Below are 18,420 nucleotides of genomic sequence, written 5' to 3' on the forward strand. Positions count from 1 at the left end.
GTTCGTAGCAATCAATGTCAGTTTCAAACATTGTTCGCCCAGAACACATTTATTTTTAGGCTAAATCTAGGCTAAAAATACCGCGATGCATAACCAGGGTCAAGACAAATATCAACAAGCTTTCGCAGACTTGGAGCCTGTTTCGTCTACCGATGGCAGTTTCCTTGGCTCAAGTCTGCAAGCACAGCAGCAAAGAGAACACATGAGAACAAAAGTATTACTAGAGTTAGAGAAAGTTAATCTGCGTTTGAAGTCTGCAAAGACAAAGGTGACAATTAGGGAATCGAATGGAAGTCTGCAATTACGAGCGACGTTACCAATTAAACCAGGAGACTCCGACAAAAACGGCACAGGGAGAAAGCAATACAATCTCAGTTTAAATATTCCCGCCAACTTAGATGGACTCAAGACGGCTGAGGAAGAAGCCTACGAATTAGGTAAATTAATTGCTCGTAAAACATTTGAATGGAATGATAAATATTTAGGTAACGAAGCAATTAAAAAAGATTTTCAAACAATAGGAGAATTACTCAAACAATTTGAAAACGAGTATTTTAAAACTCATAAACGAACTACAAAAAGCGAACATACCTTTTTTTACTACTTTTCTCGAACACAGCGATTCACTAATCCTCAGGATTTAGCAACTGCCGATAATTTGATAAGTTCAATTGAAATCATCGATAAAGAATGGGCTAAATATAATGCAGCCAGAGCCATAGCTGCCTTTTGCCAGACATTCAAAATAGAAATTGATTTGTCTAAATATTCCAAAATGCCCGATCGCAATTCCCGAAACATCCCAACCGATGCGGAAATAGCCACAGGAATTGCCAAGTTTGAAGATTACCTGAACACTAGAGGTAATCAAGTAAATCAAGAAGTTAAAGATAGCTGGCAGCTTTGGCGTTGGACTTATGGAATGTTAGCAGTTTTTGGTTTACGTCCACGAGAATTATTTATTAATCCTGATATTGATTGGTGGTTAAGCCAAGAGAATGCAGACTTGACATGGAAAGTACATAAAGATTGTAAAACAGGTGAAAGGCAAGCATTACCCTTACATAAACAATGGATTGATGAGTTTGATTTAAGAAATCCGAAATATTTAGAAATGCTGGAAACGGCAATCGGTAAAAAAGATAAGAATAATCATGCAGAAATTACAGCTTTAACACAACGAGTTAGTTGGTGGTTCCGTAAAATTGGATTGGATTTTAAGCCTTACGATTTACGTCATGCTTGGGCAATTAGAGCGCATATTTTGGGGATACCAATAAAAGCTGCGGCGGATAATTTAGGGCATAGTGTGCAAGTACATACGCAAACTTATCAGCGTTGGTTTTCGCTGGATATGCGGAAGTTGGCGATTAATCAGGCTTTGAGTAAAAGGGATGAAGTTGAGTTGATTAGAGAGGAGAATGCGAAGTTGAGAATGGAGAATGAAAAATTGAAGTTGGAGATTGAAAAGTTGAAAATGGAGATTGTTTATAAGCGGAGTTAAATTTGCTAATAAATTAACTAAAATGCGATTGTAGGGACATACTTTAAAGTAAATATGCTAACTCGCTGTCTTGTAGTCCGTATGCAAATACGCTAGACTAGCTCGTCGGTTCGTATATACCAACAATAAGAGGAAGTAAATGGCTACCAGCATCTCTACAGTTGATCTGTTTTGTGGTGCGGGAGGACTGACTTATGGATTTGAGCAAGCAGGTCTTCCAGTTATAGCTGGATATGATATTGATCCAGCCTGTCAATTTCCGTATGAACACAACACTAAAGCAGAATTCATACTAGAAGATGTGGAGCGTGTTAACGGCTCTGATTTGGCAAAGCACTTTTCTGCTAATAGTGTCAATATCTTAGCAGGTTGTGCCCCTTGTCAACCTTTTTCAAGCTACTCAAGACGTTACATGGATAAAGAATCGAAATGGAAGCTTGTACAAGATTTCGCTCGTCTTGTGCAGGAGTGTGAGCCTGAAATTGTTTCGATGGAAAACGTACTTCAGCTTAAGAACCACTCAGTTTTCTATGAATTTATCCAGCAGTTAGAGGATTTAAGCTATTCATTTGAAACTTACGAAGTTAATTGTTCAGATTATGGAATTCCTCAAACTCGAAAACGTTTAGTTTTTCTCGCCTCAAAGTTAGGTAAAATTGACTTGATTCAACCCACGAATGATCCCGAAAAATACAGAACAGTACGTAAAACGATCGCACATCTTGAACCTCTTTTGGCAGGTCAAGCATCTAAAACTGATAGACTTCATCAATGCAGTAAATTATCTCCTTTAAATCTTCAGCGTATCCGTGCTTCCAAACCTGGTGGAACTTGGCGTGATTGGTCGAAAGACTTAATAGCTAAATGTCACACAAAAACTACTGGAAAAACATATTCAGGAGTGTATGGTAGGATGGAATGGGATCAGCCAAGCCCAACCATCACCACACAGTGCTTTGGTTTCGGTAATGGACGCTTTGGGCATCCTGAACAAGATAGGGCTATCTCTCTTAGAGAAGCAGCATTATTACAAACTTTTCCAGCCGATTATGAATTTGTAGCCCCTGATAAACCTGTTGTGTTTGCTAATGTAGGAAGATTAATTGGAAACGCTGTTCCTGTTAAACTAGCTCAAGTTATTGCTCAAAGCATTCTGCAACATATCAATCAATTTATTTAAAGAGTGCTTATAAAAGAAGAATCCAAATATTCTTTCGCATTCAAATACTTTTCAATATTTTCCAATATCTGTCCAATATATTCTATTACCTCTTCCTTAATTTTTAGAAGGTCTCCGATGCTTATATCTTTACCAACTTCAGAGAATGATTTATTTCCATGAGCTAGATCGTTACGATTCCGCATAATACTGTATAAATTCTCACCATGCCTTGTTTTAGAGTAATCAGTCTCAAAAGAAAAACCATATTTCCTAGCTGTCTTTGTAATTTCGTCTCGATCGATATTTCCTGAGAATAGCTCTCTACTTTTAAATCCAGCAGTAATAATATCTAGAGAAATATCTGTTATCCTAGCATGGATGTCTTCAGGCGAACGATTCTTGAAGTTTTGAAGTACAATTTTTTTGAGTTCAATTCTCACAGAATTAAAGGAAACTTTTTTACCTTTTAGCTCATCAAAAATAGCTTCAATTGCATTCCTCATACTTGATTCAATAAGATTGTATAGTAGTAAAAAGGCATTGGCTTTTAATGTTTTGGCTAATTCAGAATCAATAGCCTTAATATTTGGCTCATTACCATCCACTAATACAACTAACTTAGTAGTCTCATTAATTAGTCCCTCAAGAAATAAAAAATATTCATTAATTTCTTGGACACGAGTATTAAAATCTAACAGAACTGTTTGCATAGCTAATTTAGAAGTTGATCGCGCACGTACTCAATACGTCTAATTACTTTAGGTTTAGAGTTGCTTGCATCAGAGGTTGTATATTCTTTGAACTCTTTTGAATCAAGCCAATCTATAGATCTTGGTTCCAAATTGCTTTTCTCTCGCAGCGCAAGTGCGACACCTACAGAGATAGCTTCAAAGCGAATTCTAGGAGTCCTGACATTACCTTTTGCTTTAGCAAATCCATTAGGAAAATGCTTATCAACAAAATCTAACATCGTATTAAATGTATTCCGAAAAGCATCCTGATCAATTTTGGAATTATTATGTATTTCTAGATAGTCATTTAAAAATAGATTGACTTGTCTTTCAAAATTTTTGTAATTATCTAAGTACGCAAAGAAGCGTAGTACAAACTCTTCGGGTTCGCGGCTACGACGTGATGCTTCAGATAAAGGGCACAATCTTACAAACTTTGGTTCCTTTGCAAGTTCTTCAAGTAGGTTGACAAATGGGCCAGGAGATATACCTCTCCGTTTTTCCATATCATTCAATGCAATACTGCCTGTATTAATACGTTCAAATAAATCTCTCCTTGTCTCTTCATCAGCTTTTTCAGTAAGTACAATCATGCGAAGAGTAGCGCGATTAAAGCGTCTTTGTCGAGCCAGTGGCAAATCACTAAATATAAAACCATTAAGTCTTGTTAGCTTCTTGAGTTCGCATAATCGCAACTCATTGTTAAGGAACCTATCTAAAGCACGAATACGCTGAGTTCCATCTACAATCTCTAATCGGCCCAAATCATCTTTTTCAGGCACTAAATCAGCAACAAAAATGTATGGAATAGGTAACCCCAAAAAAATAGATTCGATAAACTTTGATTGGCGAGAATCTTCCCAGATAAGTTCTCTTTGGTAGTCGGGTATATATAACTCACTAATGTCATCTTCTAAGCCCTCTCTATATTTCTGAACAAGGACTTCTACTGGGTACTCTTTTGTATCATAGTCAACTATTTTCTGCTTTTCACGGATTTCTTCTTCCGCTGATTCTCTCTGCTCATCAGTAATCTCTGGCTCTGGTGGTATGTTTCGGATTTTCGGCATTTTAATCTCCATCTCTGGCAAACTACGTGGATCAGAAGTATAGAATAATGAAACTTTACGATTTTAACCGTTTACTGATAAATTGAGTATGATCAACCCTTAAATACTGTATAATACTTCTGGGATGCCATATTATTTCACTCTGTACTTCCAAGAATAGAATTCCCAGTTCTGACTTACACCACGATGTACTTAAAAGGGAAGCTTGCGACAAGTCCTGCGCTGTGCGACAACACACCCGACAATTTCTTGTTAAACCGCACTAGGAACTCGTTGCTGGAGGGGGAGGTGAATGATGAACTCAGTTCCTTCGTTAGGAGTTGAGCGACAATCTAGTTTACCGTTATGGTTTTCTGTAATGATTTGATAACTGATGGACATGCCCATGCCGGTTCCTTTACCAATTGGTTTGGTGGTGAAGAAGGGATCAAATATGCGTTGCTGAATGTGATGGGGAATACCGATTCCGTTATCTGCGATCGCAATTTCTAACCAAGTTGCATCAACCACATCTGTGCGAATTTTAATTTGATGCGGATCATTTTGAATTCTGCGTTCTTCTAAGGCGTCAATTGCGTTTACCAGAATATTCATAAATACCTGGTTAAGTTGTCCAGCATAACATTCTACTAAGGGTAGAGTACCGTAGTCTTTAATTACTTCTATTTCTGGTCGTTGTGATGTGGCTTTGAGGCGGTGTTGCAAAATCATCAGGGTGCTGTCGATACCTGCGTGAATATCAACGTCTTTAAATTCAGCTTCGTCCATGCGCGAGAAGTTGCGTAGGGATAACACAATTTGACGAATGCGATCGGTACCCAATTTCATGGAAGACAACATCTTCGGTAAGTCTTCTTGCAAAAACTCTAAATCTAGATCCTCGGCGGCGGAGAGAATTTCTGGGGGAGGATCGGAATTATACTGCTGATGTAACTCCACAAACGCTAATAAATTTTTAGTATACTCCTGCACATGGGCAAGGTTACCGTGAATGAAATTGACTGGATTATTAATTTCGTGGGCTACACCTGCTACCAATTGCCCCAAACTTGACATTTTTTCTTTCTGAACAAGCTGCGCCTGGGTAGTCTGAAGCTCTTGTAGAGTCTGCATAAGTTCAGCAGTTCGATGCTCAACGCGATGTTCTAGCTCATTGTTGGCTTGCTCTAATTGGGTGGCGGAGGTACGATTTTCTTGCATCGCTGCCGACAAAATTAATGTGACAATGGTCAATGCACTCATAAAAGATTGCAGGAGCATCAGGGAAGTACCAACTGAGTCTTTGGCAAATGACCCAAATCCTTTAGATGTACCCACAATTGCAATGATTGCCATGACGATAATTAAAAGTGTGGTTTGCCATTGTTCCAACCGAAAAGCAGCCCACAGCAATGGCAGCACCATCATATACTCTACTGGGTAGTTGCTCCCAAAGGCTGCACATCCAATTCCTATTAACAGTGCTAAGGCTAGAACAAATTCGGTCTGTGACTTGCGTTGCGATCGCTGACGAGTGCGAAGGTGATGAAACAATGTTACTAATGCAGGAGCAATAATTAACATACTCACATCAGTGCTGATATACCAGCCTAGCCAAATCAGCCGAAAGTTGTCCCAGGTTGAAATCCCGACAATACACTGAGTTGTTGCCCCGACTAAGGCGGTGAAGGGTGTAAAGGGAAGGAGCAGAGCAATAAATTTAATAGCATCTTGTGCGCGATTAAATGGGTAGGGTAGTTTGATAAAGCGAGCAACTAAAGAGGTAATTATCGTTGAGTCGATCGCGTTGAGTGACGCAACAACCAAGGAGGTAGGTGTATTGAAAAACAGCGTCCGGTTAATAATAAAGTCACATATCAGTAAGACAATCCAAAACCGTCGCCCAAATAACAGCAGTGTTGCCAAAAACACGCCAGATGAGGGCCAAATTGCAGTTGTGCCATCTGAAAATGTAAATGCTGTTGCTAACTTGGCTAGGGCAAAGTGAATAGGTAGCAGGATAAGAAACCCGATTAATAGATTGCGATGCCTACGGCAGGCTTCGCCTACGCATCGAATACGGACTTTTGTCAAAGCTTGTGTTGGCAACATTGATGATCTCAGGGCTAGCTTAAAGTATTGCTCTTGTTAGCATTCCCTATCTAGACGCTCTGTTAACGTTACCAGAACCGTATTCTCACTAATTTTTTTCAGATCAGCGAGCTTATAGTAGACATCACTTTCCTATAGGAAATTCTGGCGTTGCTGATTGCAAATATGAATTTGTCTTACGCATTCGGCATTGGGCAAAGCCCTTCCCGCAGGGTAGCCGTTTTTGCAGAGTAGGCGCAAAGGTACAAAGAAAAAGAAGGGCAATTTTGGCATTTCATATTTTGATTCAGCAACGCCCAAATTCTGATTTACAACTCGTGCATCAAATTCACAACTTGTAAATCAAGTTTTGCAACTCGTGAATCAAGTTTTGCAACTCGTGAATCAAGTTTTGCAACTCGTGAATCAAGTTTTCCAACTGTGCATCAAGTTTTCCAACTCGTGCATTAAGTTTTTCAACTCGTGCATCAAGTTTTCAATTCGTGCATCAACTTCACAAGTCGTAAATCAATACCAGAACTTGTAAATCTAGATTAAAATCTATAAATCTGCTAATTAAGACAAATTTTAGCTAATTTTTCTGATTTATGCTGTTCAGTAGTTCTAATACTCTAAAATTTCTGTAGCTTTACTCAGGCTGATGCATCTGTTATTGCGTATGTTGATGATATATAGCGAACTCAGTGTAAAAATCCATCGGGGTTCTCTATATAAAACTCATCCGCATAGAAAAACTTTATGAGACAACAGAAACGAAACTCAAGGGCACTAACCAAGGCTGAACGTCGTATTGAAGGATTGCAGACGATTAACCCTGACCTAGATTTTGGTAATGGGTTTTCTATCGCTAATTATGATACTAAGGTTAAAGAGTTACGAGAGAAGCTAGCGCTTTATAATCAAGCAAAAACAATGGTGGAAAAGGCACAGAATGCTTTAGTAGATGCAGAACGGGCGTTGAATAGTTATTCTGAGCATATGCTGCTGAATGTTGCGTCTCACTATGGCAAAGATAGTGATGAGTATGGGATGGCTGGTGGAACGCGCAAATCAGACCGACGCAAACCACGTCCGGCGGTAAAGCAAACGGTGATGTCTGCGGAGTTGATGCCTAAATAAATATTGATTTGCGTCAAAACAAGGATGGGTGCGATCGCTAATCTGTAAAAGTGCGTTCCCCGCAAAGGTTGCCGTAAGCATGGCATTCTTTGCATATATTATGGTGCGTTGCGCTACGCGGCAACACACCCTAACCTAAAATATGCTTTTAGAGAGTTGAGGCGATCGCCCATCTATGTGGAAAAACAGTCAGAATAGATACATTCTCTAACTGTTCTAAATATATGGTGCGTTGCGCTGCGTGACAACGCACCCTACAAAATCATCAACATGAAAGCGATCGCAGTTACGCTACGCAACTACTTTAAAATCTGCCTTTGAAGAGTTTATGCCTGTTCATGAGATTTGGATTTCATAAATAATAAATACACTAATTAAGTAATATTGCGTAGCCGCCATTCTTCATTTTGCTGGTTAAAATTGTGAGATCATTTGTAGTTTGAGATTAAACGGGAGAGATAATTGTTACATGGCTCTTTCTGAAAAGATTATTGAATTAGTTATTGATAAAATCTTGGTTGGTGGCATTGTTTTGGTAGCAGGCTACTGGCTTAACAAGAGATTTGAGATATTTAAGAATGAAACTAATGAAAAATATCACCAAAGGCAACTAATTGCTGAGCTAGAGCATCAACAGCAGCAACAAATCTCTGAATTAGAGAATCAGATTGCTATAGCTCGGTATAATGCAGAGCTTGAGTTTATAGAAAGACAAATCTCTGAGTTCTACTGGCCTATATACTTGAGGCTGGAAAAAGATAATGTAATGTGGAAGCGAATAAAATCTTTAAGTTCTGAACAAAATGTTTTACCTGAAGCAGTAAGTGTTGCTATAGAAAAAGAATTTATTCTTAAAAACCATCAAGAAATAGTTGAGATTGTAGAGTCTAAAATTCATCTAGCAGAAAATGCAGCTAACAGCAAAGATTTGATACATGAGTTATTAAGATATATCAAGCATGTTGCAGTATACAAAACAATCCGTTCTGTAAAAGAACTCCAAAGATTTAATCCTGTTGATATGAATGAACCATTTCCTGAAAAGCTTTTTCCATTGATTGAAAATAACTTTCGGGGGTTACAAAACAGGTATGAGTCTCTTAAGAATATTAAATTTGGCGAACTCAATAAATAAAAATATACCAATTTAAAAAATGAATGCAACACATCGATTAAACTCCTCCCCAACCTTCCCCGTAGGCGAGGAAGGAGTCCGATAGGGCGGGTGGGGTATCTGCCGCAAACATTTTTTGAATCGGTAAACTTATTAGATAAAAAGCCTGTTTGTGATGATTATCCGCAAACAGACTTAACTTTGTCAGAGTTCTAATTAAGCTTGTTCCCAAAGCTCACGAATATGATCGGGGAGCCAGCCAGCAATTTCCTGAATCCGCTCTTCGGAAAGTTCTTCTTTGGTGGCAGAGAACACTGCTTTAATTGCCTGATCTCGGTCGACTGTTCCTGGAAGTCCACCTTCATTGGCAACACGGGTGAGAAATAGATTGGAATCAATTCCAACGGGAGCCGGGCCTCTTAAAGGTTTACGTACTCGGCTTAAAAATCTCACAAGTGGATTGGTGTCTTTCCAGAGTTCAGCTACTTCCATCTGGAGGGCTTTCTCGTCTGTAGGCAAAGCCTCATGATGCAGTTCTGACTCAACGCGATCGATGGCATCTGTTGTCATTAAGTCGCGCATAACGCGAAATACAACTTCGCTAAAGTCTCTTGCGTCATACAGATCCGCAAATCCGCTTCTGACCATGACCTTTTCTAGGAACGAGTGATGTTCATCTGCGATCGCAGTTCGAGAATCTTCAATCTCAGTTGGGTCAACTTCTGGAATGTTTTTTCTAAAGGTTTGATCTGGCATTGTTCTTTTTTGTGTTTGTTATGTTGAGTCTTTATGCTTACTTATGTAAGGTCGCACAAATCAAAAACCTTTAGTGTCATCCACAAGTTCGAGATGTCATCTATCCAAAAGTTAGAAATTTAGCGGATAATCTGAGATAGCTGGCATCAATGCCTGTAAGTGTATGGGTTCACCTCCTCACTCATCAACAAGTTGTTGCATCTGATTCAAAGAGAAATCGAGTATTTTTTGCTAATTAATGAGTACAGCCGTTCTACTATCTGAGCGCTAAATTTTTTATATCATCTTGTTTGCGCTTGGCGATCGCTAGAAGAAATCAGCCCAAATAGCAAAATTATTAGCTAGCAGCAATAATGAGGAGGTGGTATCTAAACCTGAAGTTATCACAAACAAAATCTCTAAAGCACTCAAATCAAAGAAACTAAAAACATGGTATTCAGCAGGAAATTGGGCAAAATTTTGCAAGTGATGCGTTAATGAATTACTTTATGCAATTTATGATTAGAGGATGTCTGAGAAGTATTCAATCTTGCGTTCGATCCCCCCTAGCCCCCCTTAAAAAGGGGGGAAACTTACTTAAAGTCCCCCTTTTCAAGGGGGATTTAGGGGGATCTACAAGTCTTAAAAACAACACTAAAATGTTTTCAGACATCCTCTTAGGCAAGTTGCGTCACGATAGTAGCAGCATAATAAATACTTAGATACCTCTTAGCTTGAAAAACTCCCCAAGCCATTGCCAATTACTGTCTTCAAACTTTAATTTGGTCATTGTTTTCTCAATAATATTCATCTATTCATATTATGAATTGAGTTAGTACCTGTGCCAATTCATCCGGTTTAAAACTTCCCTCAGCAGGTTGCCGATTTTGCTGCGCTGGTTCCAGATAAAGGTATTTACAATAAACAGTTGTAAATTGGCTATGGGGTTTAATCACCCACTTAAAGACACAGGCTCCCGTCAATACAGCAAGAGAAAAATCTGTATTTTCTACTTTAGAATAACTAAAGTCAGCATCAGTTAAGTTCGCTTTCCTAAAAGATGTCCCTGCATAGGTGTGGATAGATTGAATCAGCCATTTAAAAATTCGGTAGGTCACGATCGCAGAAACGATCGTCATTAGTAAGAAGAAAAATCCTTGAGCACCAGATCCATCACCAAAGCCAGAGAAACCAACAAAAGCCAGCCCGACTGTGAGCATTAGCATTACTGCAAATAGTTTAGCGATCGCTCCAATACCAAAGAAATTCGTGACTTGGGTAAAGTGGAAGGTAATACTATCTCTGAGGAAAATCTCAGCCAAGAAAGCTAATACAGGGAGCGCACCGATAAAAAAGTTCATGGCGCGATCGCTCAACAATACACTTAATAGATGTACGAAGATTATACTGGAGCCGAATAAAACAACTGGACTGGCTATAGTGCTAGCAATTAGCATATTTACTTGGCGCTGGCTCTGTCCGGTTTTAACTTGCTGAAACTTTGCCCCAATTAAGGTTGCTCCTGTAAAGTTGCACCCCCGCAAGTCTGAACCACTAAAATCTGCCCCAGACAAGTCCTGCCCTTTGAAAGAGCAATTGTGCAATATCTGGTTGTTATAGTTCAGGTTGGTCATTGTTTGCTGGCTTTGTAAGAATAAACGGCTACAGTGCGATCGCTAATCTTGCGGGTGAGATTGATGTTACGAAACCCAAGATTTTTTTACCCACAATGTTAACCACTTCTACCTGCCAGTGACTACGGTCACCTATCAAGTTATTTTGATTACTTAATCGCATCAATGCAAAGCGATCGCCATATAACACTGTTGTTGAGAACCAGAGGTGCGTTGCGCTACGGGACAATACACCCTATCAATACTAGGAATTTGATAGGATTAACGAAGTGAGGATCGCTTATGACCCAATATAGGCGATCGCTGTCTTCAGCAGATTTGCAAAAACATTATGGCAAAGCGTAAGAAAAGCAATCTCCAGTGGATTAAAGAAACGCTTGAACTAAAACCCGATCATCGCTGGGAATCGCCATCAGGCTACAAAATTTTTGTAGCAGATCGGGGAGCTGTTCGCTTCAATGTTCCCCAGGATTGGGTTTTTGAGCCACAAGAAAAATCGTTCAAGTTCCTTGATAAAAAACCTCCCAACGATGATTGCTGCTTGGAAGTATCTTTCAATCGGCTACCACCCAATGACTGGAGCCAGTTTCCCCTAAAACCCACTTTGAAGAAAGTCATAGAAGAAGACGATCGCAACATCATTGAGAAGGGAGAAATATTTATCGTCAAGCGTCAAACCGCCAGAATAGTGTGGACAGAGATTAAGTTTATCGACACCCAAGCAGAGCCACGGGAAGCTTATTCGCGGACTTGCATTGGTTTGGGGTCGAATGTTCAATGCTTGATTACATTCGATTATTGGGCAGATCAAGCAGAGCCGCTACTACCGATTTGGGATGAAGTGATGCGTAGTCTTACACTAGGTCTGTATATCCGCGATCCGATGACTGGTGTAGCTTTCCCAGACTAAACCCCAAGAATTTGATATCGTAGGATGCCTTGTCGCCAAGTGCAACGCATGATCATTATCTCAAATCTCTAATACCATTTTGAAAAAAGAACGCGACAGATGAGTGGAGAACATCCACAATCTTTTGGTATATCAAATTATTTTACTGGTACTGTGCCCCAACAAAGAATTTATCTGTCGCAACCATGATTTGAATTGATATAACGCTGCGATCGCTGATTAAATTTGAAATCCTCAGTTAGGTAAACAACTCCGCAGTTCATAAAACTCCATGCGGAGCTAATTTTATGTAATTATTCTTGCTTGTAGAGTATTTTTGGATTAAAGTGAGTGCTCAAAAGAGCAGCAAATCTGGCATGAAAAGCTATTTCTCACCTTATCAACCACCATACACTTTTTTGGAGAAACTAGTTCGCTATGGCACTATTCTGCGTGCTATGGCTGGAGTTTTACGGATAACCATTGGCTCAAAGTATTTTAACTTACCCGAAAAAGCATTTGGTGCTTCTGTTGAGGTGACCGATCGGTGTAATGCTGGATGTCACTATTGCTACGTTTACAAACCAGAGTGGAATCAGAAAAAACGGATACAAGGTTATCTGGAACTATCTCCGCAAGAGCATCGGCTCAAAGAAGAGAAGATTTTTCAAACCTTAGAGAAATTACACAGCAGAGGAATCGTACAGGTTACGCTTGTTGGTGGAGAAACAGCCTTGGCTCCAAAAGCAGTACAAAGAGCATCTGAATTATTCCCTATTGTGTGGGTAGTTACGAACGGAGCAGCAAAGCTTCCTACCCTCCCTCATTCTGCATCTATAGCTGTAAGTGTCGATGGCCCTGCTGAATACCATAATCGTTCTAGAGATCCTCTAGGTTTTTTCTCTGAGCATCGCTATGGTGAGTTAACAGGTATGAGTGCAGCAATTGTACGCAACATTAACCTCTCAGAAAGAAGTGCCTTTGTCCACATAACTTTAACAAAACCTGCCATTGCTCTATTTAAAGAAACAGTTGACTGGCTCGTTAGAGATGTCAAAAAATTACGTGGGATTGTTGTGTCTGGCGCAGCAACCAAAGATAAAGCAAATCCAGCCACACTCAGTATTGAAGATCGTAAGTTAATCAATCAAATGATTAATGATGCAGCAGATCAGTATGGTTGGGATTTATTTCCCTTTAACCAACCAAAAGTTAACCAATTTTTATTTGAAGAGAAAAACATTATTTATAATGCCTCAAACTGTACTGTATCCAGAAGAGTTGAAAGCTTAGACTTCAATGGAGAAGTAGTTGGTAAGTGTGTCTTAAGAGATGAAACTTTATGTGAAACTTGTGTTTGCAACATCACAGGTTTAATGCGAGCAGCTTCCCAATTTGATTTAGCTACTCTACAAGGATTGATTCGCACATCATTTGGTTAGCATATTACACCAATTTATAATTTTTAACTCTTACTTACGAAAGTTCGATCTATTCTAGACTTCTAAGTTTGTAATTGTTACTGATTTTTAGAAAATTGGTATTATTAATCCGCATGATAATTAAGTTCTGACTATAGGACTCGTACTTGATTTTTGAACAAAACTCACTACAACTTTATTCCTTGTTTTCTGTTCCCCGTTCCCTGTTCCCTGTTCCCTCTCCTAAGAGTGATTCAGGAATCAAATCAGATTCCTATAGTACTTAAAAATAATAAATGAAAACACTATTGGGAGCATCCCACTTTCTACCTCTGAGGTTATTGCTGGCTCAGTCCCAATTGAAAGGTAAAGAGTAACGAATTATACCTATTATCAGCAAGTGAACTGGGTAGAACACATAGAACCATCTAGCCCGTGGACCTTGTTGACCATTAAACTGAAAGACAATCAAACCAGCAAAAACTGCCAAACTTTGAACTATAGATCGCACAGATAGGGTTAGTAAAACAAGGTGAAAAATGCACCAGTAGAGTGACCATATTTTGGGCTTCAGTTTGTTGGTTAAGGACATCAAGAAAATCACTCCAATCCCATATGCTCCATAGTCGCAGCTTAAAACCTCAGCCACGGCTGCACAAACTCCAGCAATAATTAATTGCTGCCATAATTGCGGACAACGCTTTGCTAGGCGGAGCATCACAAGTCCAATCAAAAGCGTGAAGAGAATGTTGAGTGAGAGGTCAAGGAAAACAATACTAAAGATTGGCTGGGATATGATGGCTGTAATCAACAGCCTGATTCCATAGCGGTAGGCATTGCGAGTGTGTTTTTCGCCTTCAGTTAGAAGCCATGCAAACAGGGGAAAACTCAATCGCCCAAAATAGTGCAAAATTAGTAAATCTGGCATTAGTACATAGCACACATGATCCATGAGCATGAACACTGCTGCCAAGATTTTAATGTTGAAAGCTGAAAGTTTAATCACGAAGTATCTTCAACAGCTCACTTACTTTGTTTTAATCTATCTACAATTAAGTTAGCAATTTACTTCTATCTATTAACGTTTCGTCAATACCACAACATCATAATTAGCGATCGCTCTCAGTCGAGAGGTTATTTGCTACAACATTTAGCTATCATCAACCTATATCCCTCATCTAGAGTTGAATTATAGGCATAACGCAGAGGGGAAATGTTATGTTGAGTCAATTACCGAATAGCATCACCAGCCCTTCTTGGTGGCAACTCATCAATTGGATTGCCGATCCAATCGGATTTCAGCACAGATATAGCCAAAAGTATGGAGATATTTTTTCCATGCATCTTAGTGGAATCGGATCTTATGTAATCATTGGCAATCCCCAAGCCATTCAAGAAATTTTCAACCAAGATTCTAAATTTGATATCGGTCGTGGAAATGAACTTGCCAAGCCTCTTCTTGGGCAAAATTCTTTGATGTTAATGGATGGCGATCGCCATCGCAGAGAACGAAAATTGTTAATGCCTCCATTTCATGGAGAAAGATTACAAGATTACGCCAAACAAATCTGCTTAATTACCAAGCAAATCGCCAGCAAATGGCAAATCGGTCAACCATTTATCGTTCGGTCTGCTATGCAGAAAGTTAGCCTAGAGGTGATTTTACAAATTGTTTTTGGTTTAAGTGAAGGGGAACGTTATCAACAACTTAAACCCCTACTCACATCTTGGCTAGATATGACCGATTCTCCCCTACGTTCCAGTATGTTATTTTTGCGCTTCTTACAAAAAGATTGGGGAACGTTGACACCTTGGGGACGGATGAAACAAAGACAGCGGCAAGTTCATGATTTGCTACAAGCAGAAATTACTGAGAAAACAACAAAACAAGATGAGCAGCGTGGCAGTGATGTTTTAAGTTTGATGATGGCAGCGCGGGATGAAAATGGGCAAGCAATGAGCGATGAAGAATTAAGAGATGAACTGCTAACAATTTTATTTGCTGGACATGAAACCACTGCAACTACACTTGCTTGGGCTTTCTATCAAATTCATCAACATCCAGATGTCCTAGAAAAATTGCAGCATGAATTAGACAGCTTGGGCGAGAATCCCAACCCAATGGAAATTGCTCAACTTCCCTACTTAACAGCAGTCACCCAAGAAACACTGCGGATGTATCCAGTCATTCCAGGGCTGTTCCCACGCATCACCAAATCATCCATGAAGATTGCCGGATATCAGTTTGATGCAGAAACCACCTTCATGCCAAGTATCTACCTCGTCCATTACCGAGAAGATTTGTATCCGAATGCTGAACAGTTTAAACCAGAACGTTTTCTGGGGCGGCACTATTCCGCTTCTGAATACCTACCTTTTGGTGGCGGAAGTCGGCGGTGTTTGGGACATGCGTTAGCTCAATTAGAAATGAAATTAGTCCTGGCAACTGTTTTATCCAAGTATCAACTTTCCTTAGCGGAGAATAAACCTGTGAAAGTGCAACGTCGTGGGTTTACCCTTTCTCCAACGGGTGGTGTACGAATGGTGATGACTAGAAAACGTTGAAACTTTTTTAGTTCAGAGTTAAGTTAACTTAGGGTTATCGGTGAAGCGATGTCTTCGACGGTAAACTACGCAGTTTAATTAAGCAAGTGTCAATACCAAAACGAGGCACAAGAAAAATTGTAGTTGATGGAGAGCCTTTTATTTGGCTGATCCGAAGACAAGCCACCAACTCTCAAGCAGATTATTGTTGTGGGTATATTCATGTTGCAGTAGAACATGCTCAAGAACCTGGTTCAGTGTTAACGATCCGCACCGATAAACCACACCCCCAAAATTGGATAACTGAAGTCAAACCTGTGAAACCAAAAGATGTAGCTAGATGGATATTGCAAGCAATGGAATCTGGCTGGCAACCAAAAACTTTAGGCGCACCATTTATTGTTCAAGTAGTAGGAGACTGTATGGCAAAAGTGTGAAGCTATAAGTTTAAGGCAATTCTGCTTGACTGTGGAGTATAGTCGATTATTTACAGTAATTTCGTACTTAACCTCTTGGAAGCGATGCCTAAAACGGTCCTCATCACCGGAACATCTAGCGGTATTGGTAAACTGACTGCAATGTACTTTGCTCAGCAAGGGTGGAATGTTGCTGCAACTATGCGTAACCCCAGCAAAGACAAAGATTTGCGTAATATATCTAACATCAAGTTATATTCCTTAGACGTTACAGATAATAACAGTATTCAAAGTGCGATCGCATCTGCTATCCAAGACTTCGGTCAAATTGATGTCTTAGTTAACAATGCAGGTTTTGGTGTAGATGGCGTATTTGAGGCGATGATGGATGAAATCATTGAGCAGCAATTCAATACTAATGTGTTTGGATTAATGCGACTCACCCGCGCCATCATTCCCCATATGCGTGACCAAGGTGGTGGTAAAATTATTCAAATCGCCAGTATGGGAGGTCGAGTTACTTTCCCGTTATACAGCATTTATCACAGTTCTAAATGGGCGGTAGAAGGATTTAGTGAAGCCTTGCACTATGAATTAGAACCCTTCAATATCAAGATTAAAATCATCGAACCAGGCGCAATTAAAACCGAGTTTTACGGCAGCAGCCGCCAGTTTATCATGAGTGAGGATTTGCCCATGTATAAACCTTTGGTTGATAAAGTGGAAAAGGTTTCCCAGGAAGCTGGTAGAAATGGCGAACCACCGGAAGTAGTTGCTAAGGTGATTTTTCAAGCAGCGAGCGATCGCACTCGAAAGATACGTTATTCTGTAGGTCAACCTGCGCCACTATTGCTCATGCTGCGTAAACTGCTACCCGATAGTTGGTATTTTTCTATCATTAAACGTAGCTATAAAATATAATGTCAGACTTCGAGAGTCAGGCGATCGCATTTCACATAATCCCTAAATATGCAGATGAAGCAGATCTTTACAGTGAATTGAGGTATATCATCCTTGAATGCTTATGATGTTGCAATTCCATACCTAGTTGGTCAAATGAAACTCTCGCAAAGCTAACCCAATTGTCTTTTATTAGTGAAAAAGCTCGAAGTGAGTTCATTGTTGTACCGATACTACTAGTCTGCCGCGATCTCAGCGAGGATAGGTTGGCTATTTTCTCTGGACAAAGACTAGATATTGATTCCGCACAAGGTTTAATTGGAAAATGTGATTTTATTCTCGCATTAGCTCCTCCTTTACCAGCGGTGCGTTGTGCAAACAATTGTTCAGCAATTCAGTAATGAATAGTCAGTTGCTCAACATTAAATAGTGCAAATAAGTATATTAATAACTTGCAGTTTGCTTGATTGAATCTATAACTGCCTACCGTGGGTGCTTGGTGCGATCATATTGCTCATCAAGCTAATTAAATAATCTTTGCTAGCTTCCTTATGCCATAGGTATAGCAAAAATTACTATCACAATTATAAAATTGCGAAGTATATATATTGAAAATTGTTGTATAATAATTTAAATTTTGAAAAAACATAAAAAATTCCTCATATATGGATTTATCTGTACTAGCTCTACAAGCAGTAAATATTACACTTTATGTGATTGATAAGACTACAGGTGGTGCTTTAGAGAAAGCCGGAGCAGAAGTACTAGATTTCTTGAGGAAAAGATTTCAGGACAAGCTTAAGATTGAAAGGGTTAAGGAAGAACCAAAACTTTTACAAGCTGCAATTGTGAGTGAAGCAGAATCCGATAGGAGATTTCAAGAAGATTTAGAGAGGTTAGTTAACCGATATCAGCAGCTACAAAATACTTCCAATGTTTCTCAGAACACTGAATCAGGTGTCAATCTCAATGTAAACAACAACTCAGGTACGGTTATAGGTCAACAGATAGGAAAACAATTTTTTCGTTAACCAGTTCTACTTTGACCTTCAAGACTCAGATTTAGAGCCAACCAGGAATTTACTTAAGA

At 39.4% G+C, this 18,420-nt stretch carries 17 protein-coding genes; 10 read left to right on the top strand and 7 right to left on the bottom strand.

Features of this window, described 5'->3' with window-relative positions; translation table 11 throughout:
* Positions 1 to 85: 85 nt before the first annotated feature.
* The gene (locus tag BV372_RS13280; protein WP_179198075.1) at positions 86 to 1,504 is read left to right on the top strand and encodes a site-specific integrase; all 1,419 of its coding nucleotides are present in this window, start codon (positions 86 to 88) and stop codon (positions 1,502 to 1,504) included.
* A gap of 139 nt (positions 1,505 to 1,643) precedes the next feature.
* On the top strand, positions 1,644 to 2,684 hold the full coding sequence (locus BV372_RS13285; protein WP_086686977.1) for a DNA cytosine methyltransferase: 1,041 nt from the start codon (positions 1,644 to 1,646) through the stop codon (positions 2,682 to 2,684).
* Here BV372_RS13285 and BV372_RS13290 read toward each other — a convergent pair.
* The 3 genes from BV372_RS13290 to BV372_RS13300 all read right to left on the bottom strand — a co-directional run bounded on the left by BV372_RS13290 (position 2,681) and on the right by BV372_RS13300 (position 6,558).
* Positions 2,681 to 3,376: an MAE_28990/MAE_18760 family HEPN-like nuclease gene (locus tag BV372_RS13290; protein WP_086686978.1), complete on the bottom strand. Its 696-nt coding sequence runs from the start codon at positions 3,374 to 3,376 to the stop codon at positions 2,681 to 2,683. The two genes, BV372_RS13285 and BV372_RS13290, sit on opposite strands and share 4 nt — an antisense overlap.
* A gap of 2 nt (positions 3,377 to 3,378) precedes the next feature.
* Positions 3,379 to 4,467, bottom strand: coding sequence for a DUF262 domain-containing protein (locus BV372_RS13295; protein ID WP_086686979.1), 1,089 nt, complete (start codon positions 4,465 to 4,467; stop codon positions 3,379 to 3,381).
* Between the two features lie 252 nt (positions 4,468 to 4,719).
* Positions 4,720 to 6,558, bottom strand: coding sequence for an MASE1 domain-containing protein (locus tag BV372_RS13300; RefSeq protein ID WP_086686980.1), 1,839 nt, complete (start codon positions 6,556 to 6,558; stop codon positions 4,720 to 4,722).
* A gap of 738 nt (positions 6,559 to 7,296) precedes the next feature.
* Between BV372_RS13300 and BV372_RS13305 the strand changes: the two genes are divergently transcribed.
* Positions 7,297 to 7,677: a hypothetical protein gene (locus BV372_RS13305; protein ID WP_086686981.1), complete on the top strand. Its 381-nt coding sequence runs from the start codon at positions 7,297 to 7,299 to the stop codon at positions 7,675 to 7,677.
* Between the two features lie 469 nt (positions 7,678 to 8,146).
* On the top strand, positions 8,147 to 8,812 hold the full coding sequence (locus BV372_RS13310) for a hypothetical protein (protein WP_086686982.1): 666 nt from the start codon (positions 8,147 to 8,149) through the stop codon (positions 8,810 to 8,812).
* Positions 8,813 to 9,007: 195 nt separating this feature from the next.
* Here BV372_RS13310 and BV372_RS13315 read toward each other — a convergent pair whose 3' ends face one another.
* From BV372_RS13315 to BV372_RS35185, 3 genes are all read right to left on the bottom strand, one after another.
* Positions 9,008 to 9,547 carry a DUF2267 domain-containing protein gene (locus tag BV372_RS13315; RefSeq protein WP_086686983.1) on the bottom strand — a complete coding sequence of 180 codons (540 nt, stop codon included), beginning with the start codon at positions 9,545 to 9,547 and terminating at the stop codon, positions 9,008 to 9,010.
* A 794-nt stretch (positions 9,548 to 10,341) separates the two neighbouring features.
* A complete protein-coding gene (locus BV372_RS13325; protein ID WP_086686985.1) occupies positions 10,342 to 11,160 on the bottom strand; it encodes a pentapeptide repeat-containing protein in 819 nt (272 codons plus the stop codon).
* A 28-nt stretch (positions 11,161 to 11,188) separates the two neighbouring features.
* Positions 11,189 to 11,389 carry a hypothetical protein gene (locus tag BV372_RS35185; protein WP_143845097.1) on the bottom strand — a complete coding sequence of 67 codons (201 nt, stop codon included), beginning with the start codon at positions 11,387 to 11,389 and terminating at the stop codon, positions 11,189 to 11,191.
* 102 nt (positions 11,390 to 11,491) lie between these two features.
* Here BV372_RS35185 and BV372_RS13330 point away from each other — a divergent pair, with 102 nt between their 5' ends.
* Both BV372_RS13330 and BV372_RS13335 read left to right on the top strand, forming a co-directional pair.
* Positions 11,492 to 12,070 carry a hypothetical protein gene (locus tag BV372_RS13330; RefSeq protein ID WP_086686986.1) on the top strand — a complete coding sequence of 193 codons (579 nt, stop codon included), beginning with the start codon at positions 11,492 to 11,494 and terminating at the stop codon, positions 12,068 to 12,070.
* Between the two features lie 356 nt (positions 12,071 to 12,426).
* Positions 12,427 to 13,491: a radical SAM protein gene (locus BV372_RS13335; RefSeq protein WP_086686987.1), complete on the top strand. Its 1,065-nt coding sequence runs from the start codon at positions 12,427 to 12,429 to the stop codon at positions 13,489 to 13,491.
* Positions 13,492 to 13,819: 328 nt separating this feature from the next.
* Here BV372_RS13335 and BV372_RS13340 read toward each other — a convergent pair whose 3' ends face one another.
* Entirely contained in the window at positions 13,820 to 14,476 is a 657-nt protein-coding gene (locus BV372_RS13340) for a TraX family protein (protein WP_086686988.1), read from the bottom strand.
* 212 nt (positions 14,477 to 14,688) lie between these two features.
* Here BV372_RS13340 and BV372_RS13345 point away from each other — a divergent pair, with 212 nt between their 5' ends.
* The 4 genes from BV372_RS13345 (at position 14,689) to BV372_RS13365 (ending at position 18,361) form a co-directional block, all read left to right on the top strand.
* A complete protein-coding gene (locus BV372_RS13345) occupies positions 14,689 to 16,035 on the top strand; it encodes a cytochrome P450 (protein WP_086686989.1) in 1,347 nt (448 codons plus the stop codon).
* Between the two features lie 86 nt (positions 16,036 to 16,121).
* Positions 16,122 to 16,451, top strand: coding sequence for a hypothetical protein (locus BV372_RS13350; protein WP_086686990.1), 330 nt, complete (start codon positions 16,122 to 16,124; stop codon positions 16,449 to 16,451).
* Between the two features lie 84 nt (positions 16,452 to 16,535).
* Positions 16,536 to 17,351 carry an SDR family oxidoreductase gene (locus BV372_RS13355; protein WP_086686991.1) on the top strand — a complete coding sequence of 272 codons (816 nt, stop codon included), beginning with the start codon at positions 16,536 to 16,538 and terminating at the stop codon, positions 17,349 to 17,351.
* 644 nt (positions 17,352 to 17,995) lie between these two features.
* The gene (locus tag BV372_RS13365; protein WP_086686993.1) at positions 17,996 to 18,361 is read left to right on the top strand and encodes a hypothetical protein; all 366 of its coding nucleotides are present in this window, start codon (positions 17,996 to 17,998) and stop codon (positions 18,359 to 18,361) included.
* Positions 18,362 to 18,420: the final 59 nt, after the last annotated feature.

The organism is Nostoc sp. T09, assembly GCF_002154695.1.
GTDB lineage: Bacteria > Cyanobacteriota > Cyanobacteriia > Cyanobacteriales > Nostocaceae > Aulosira.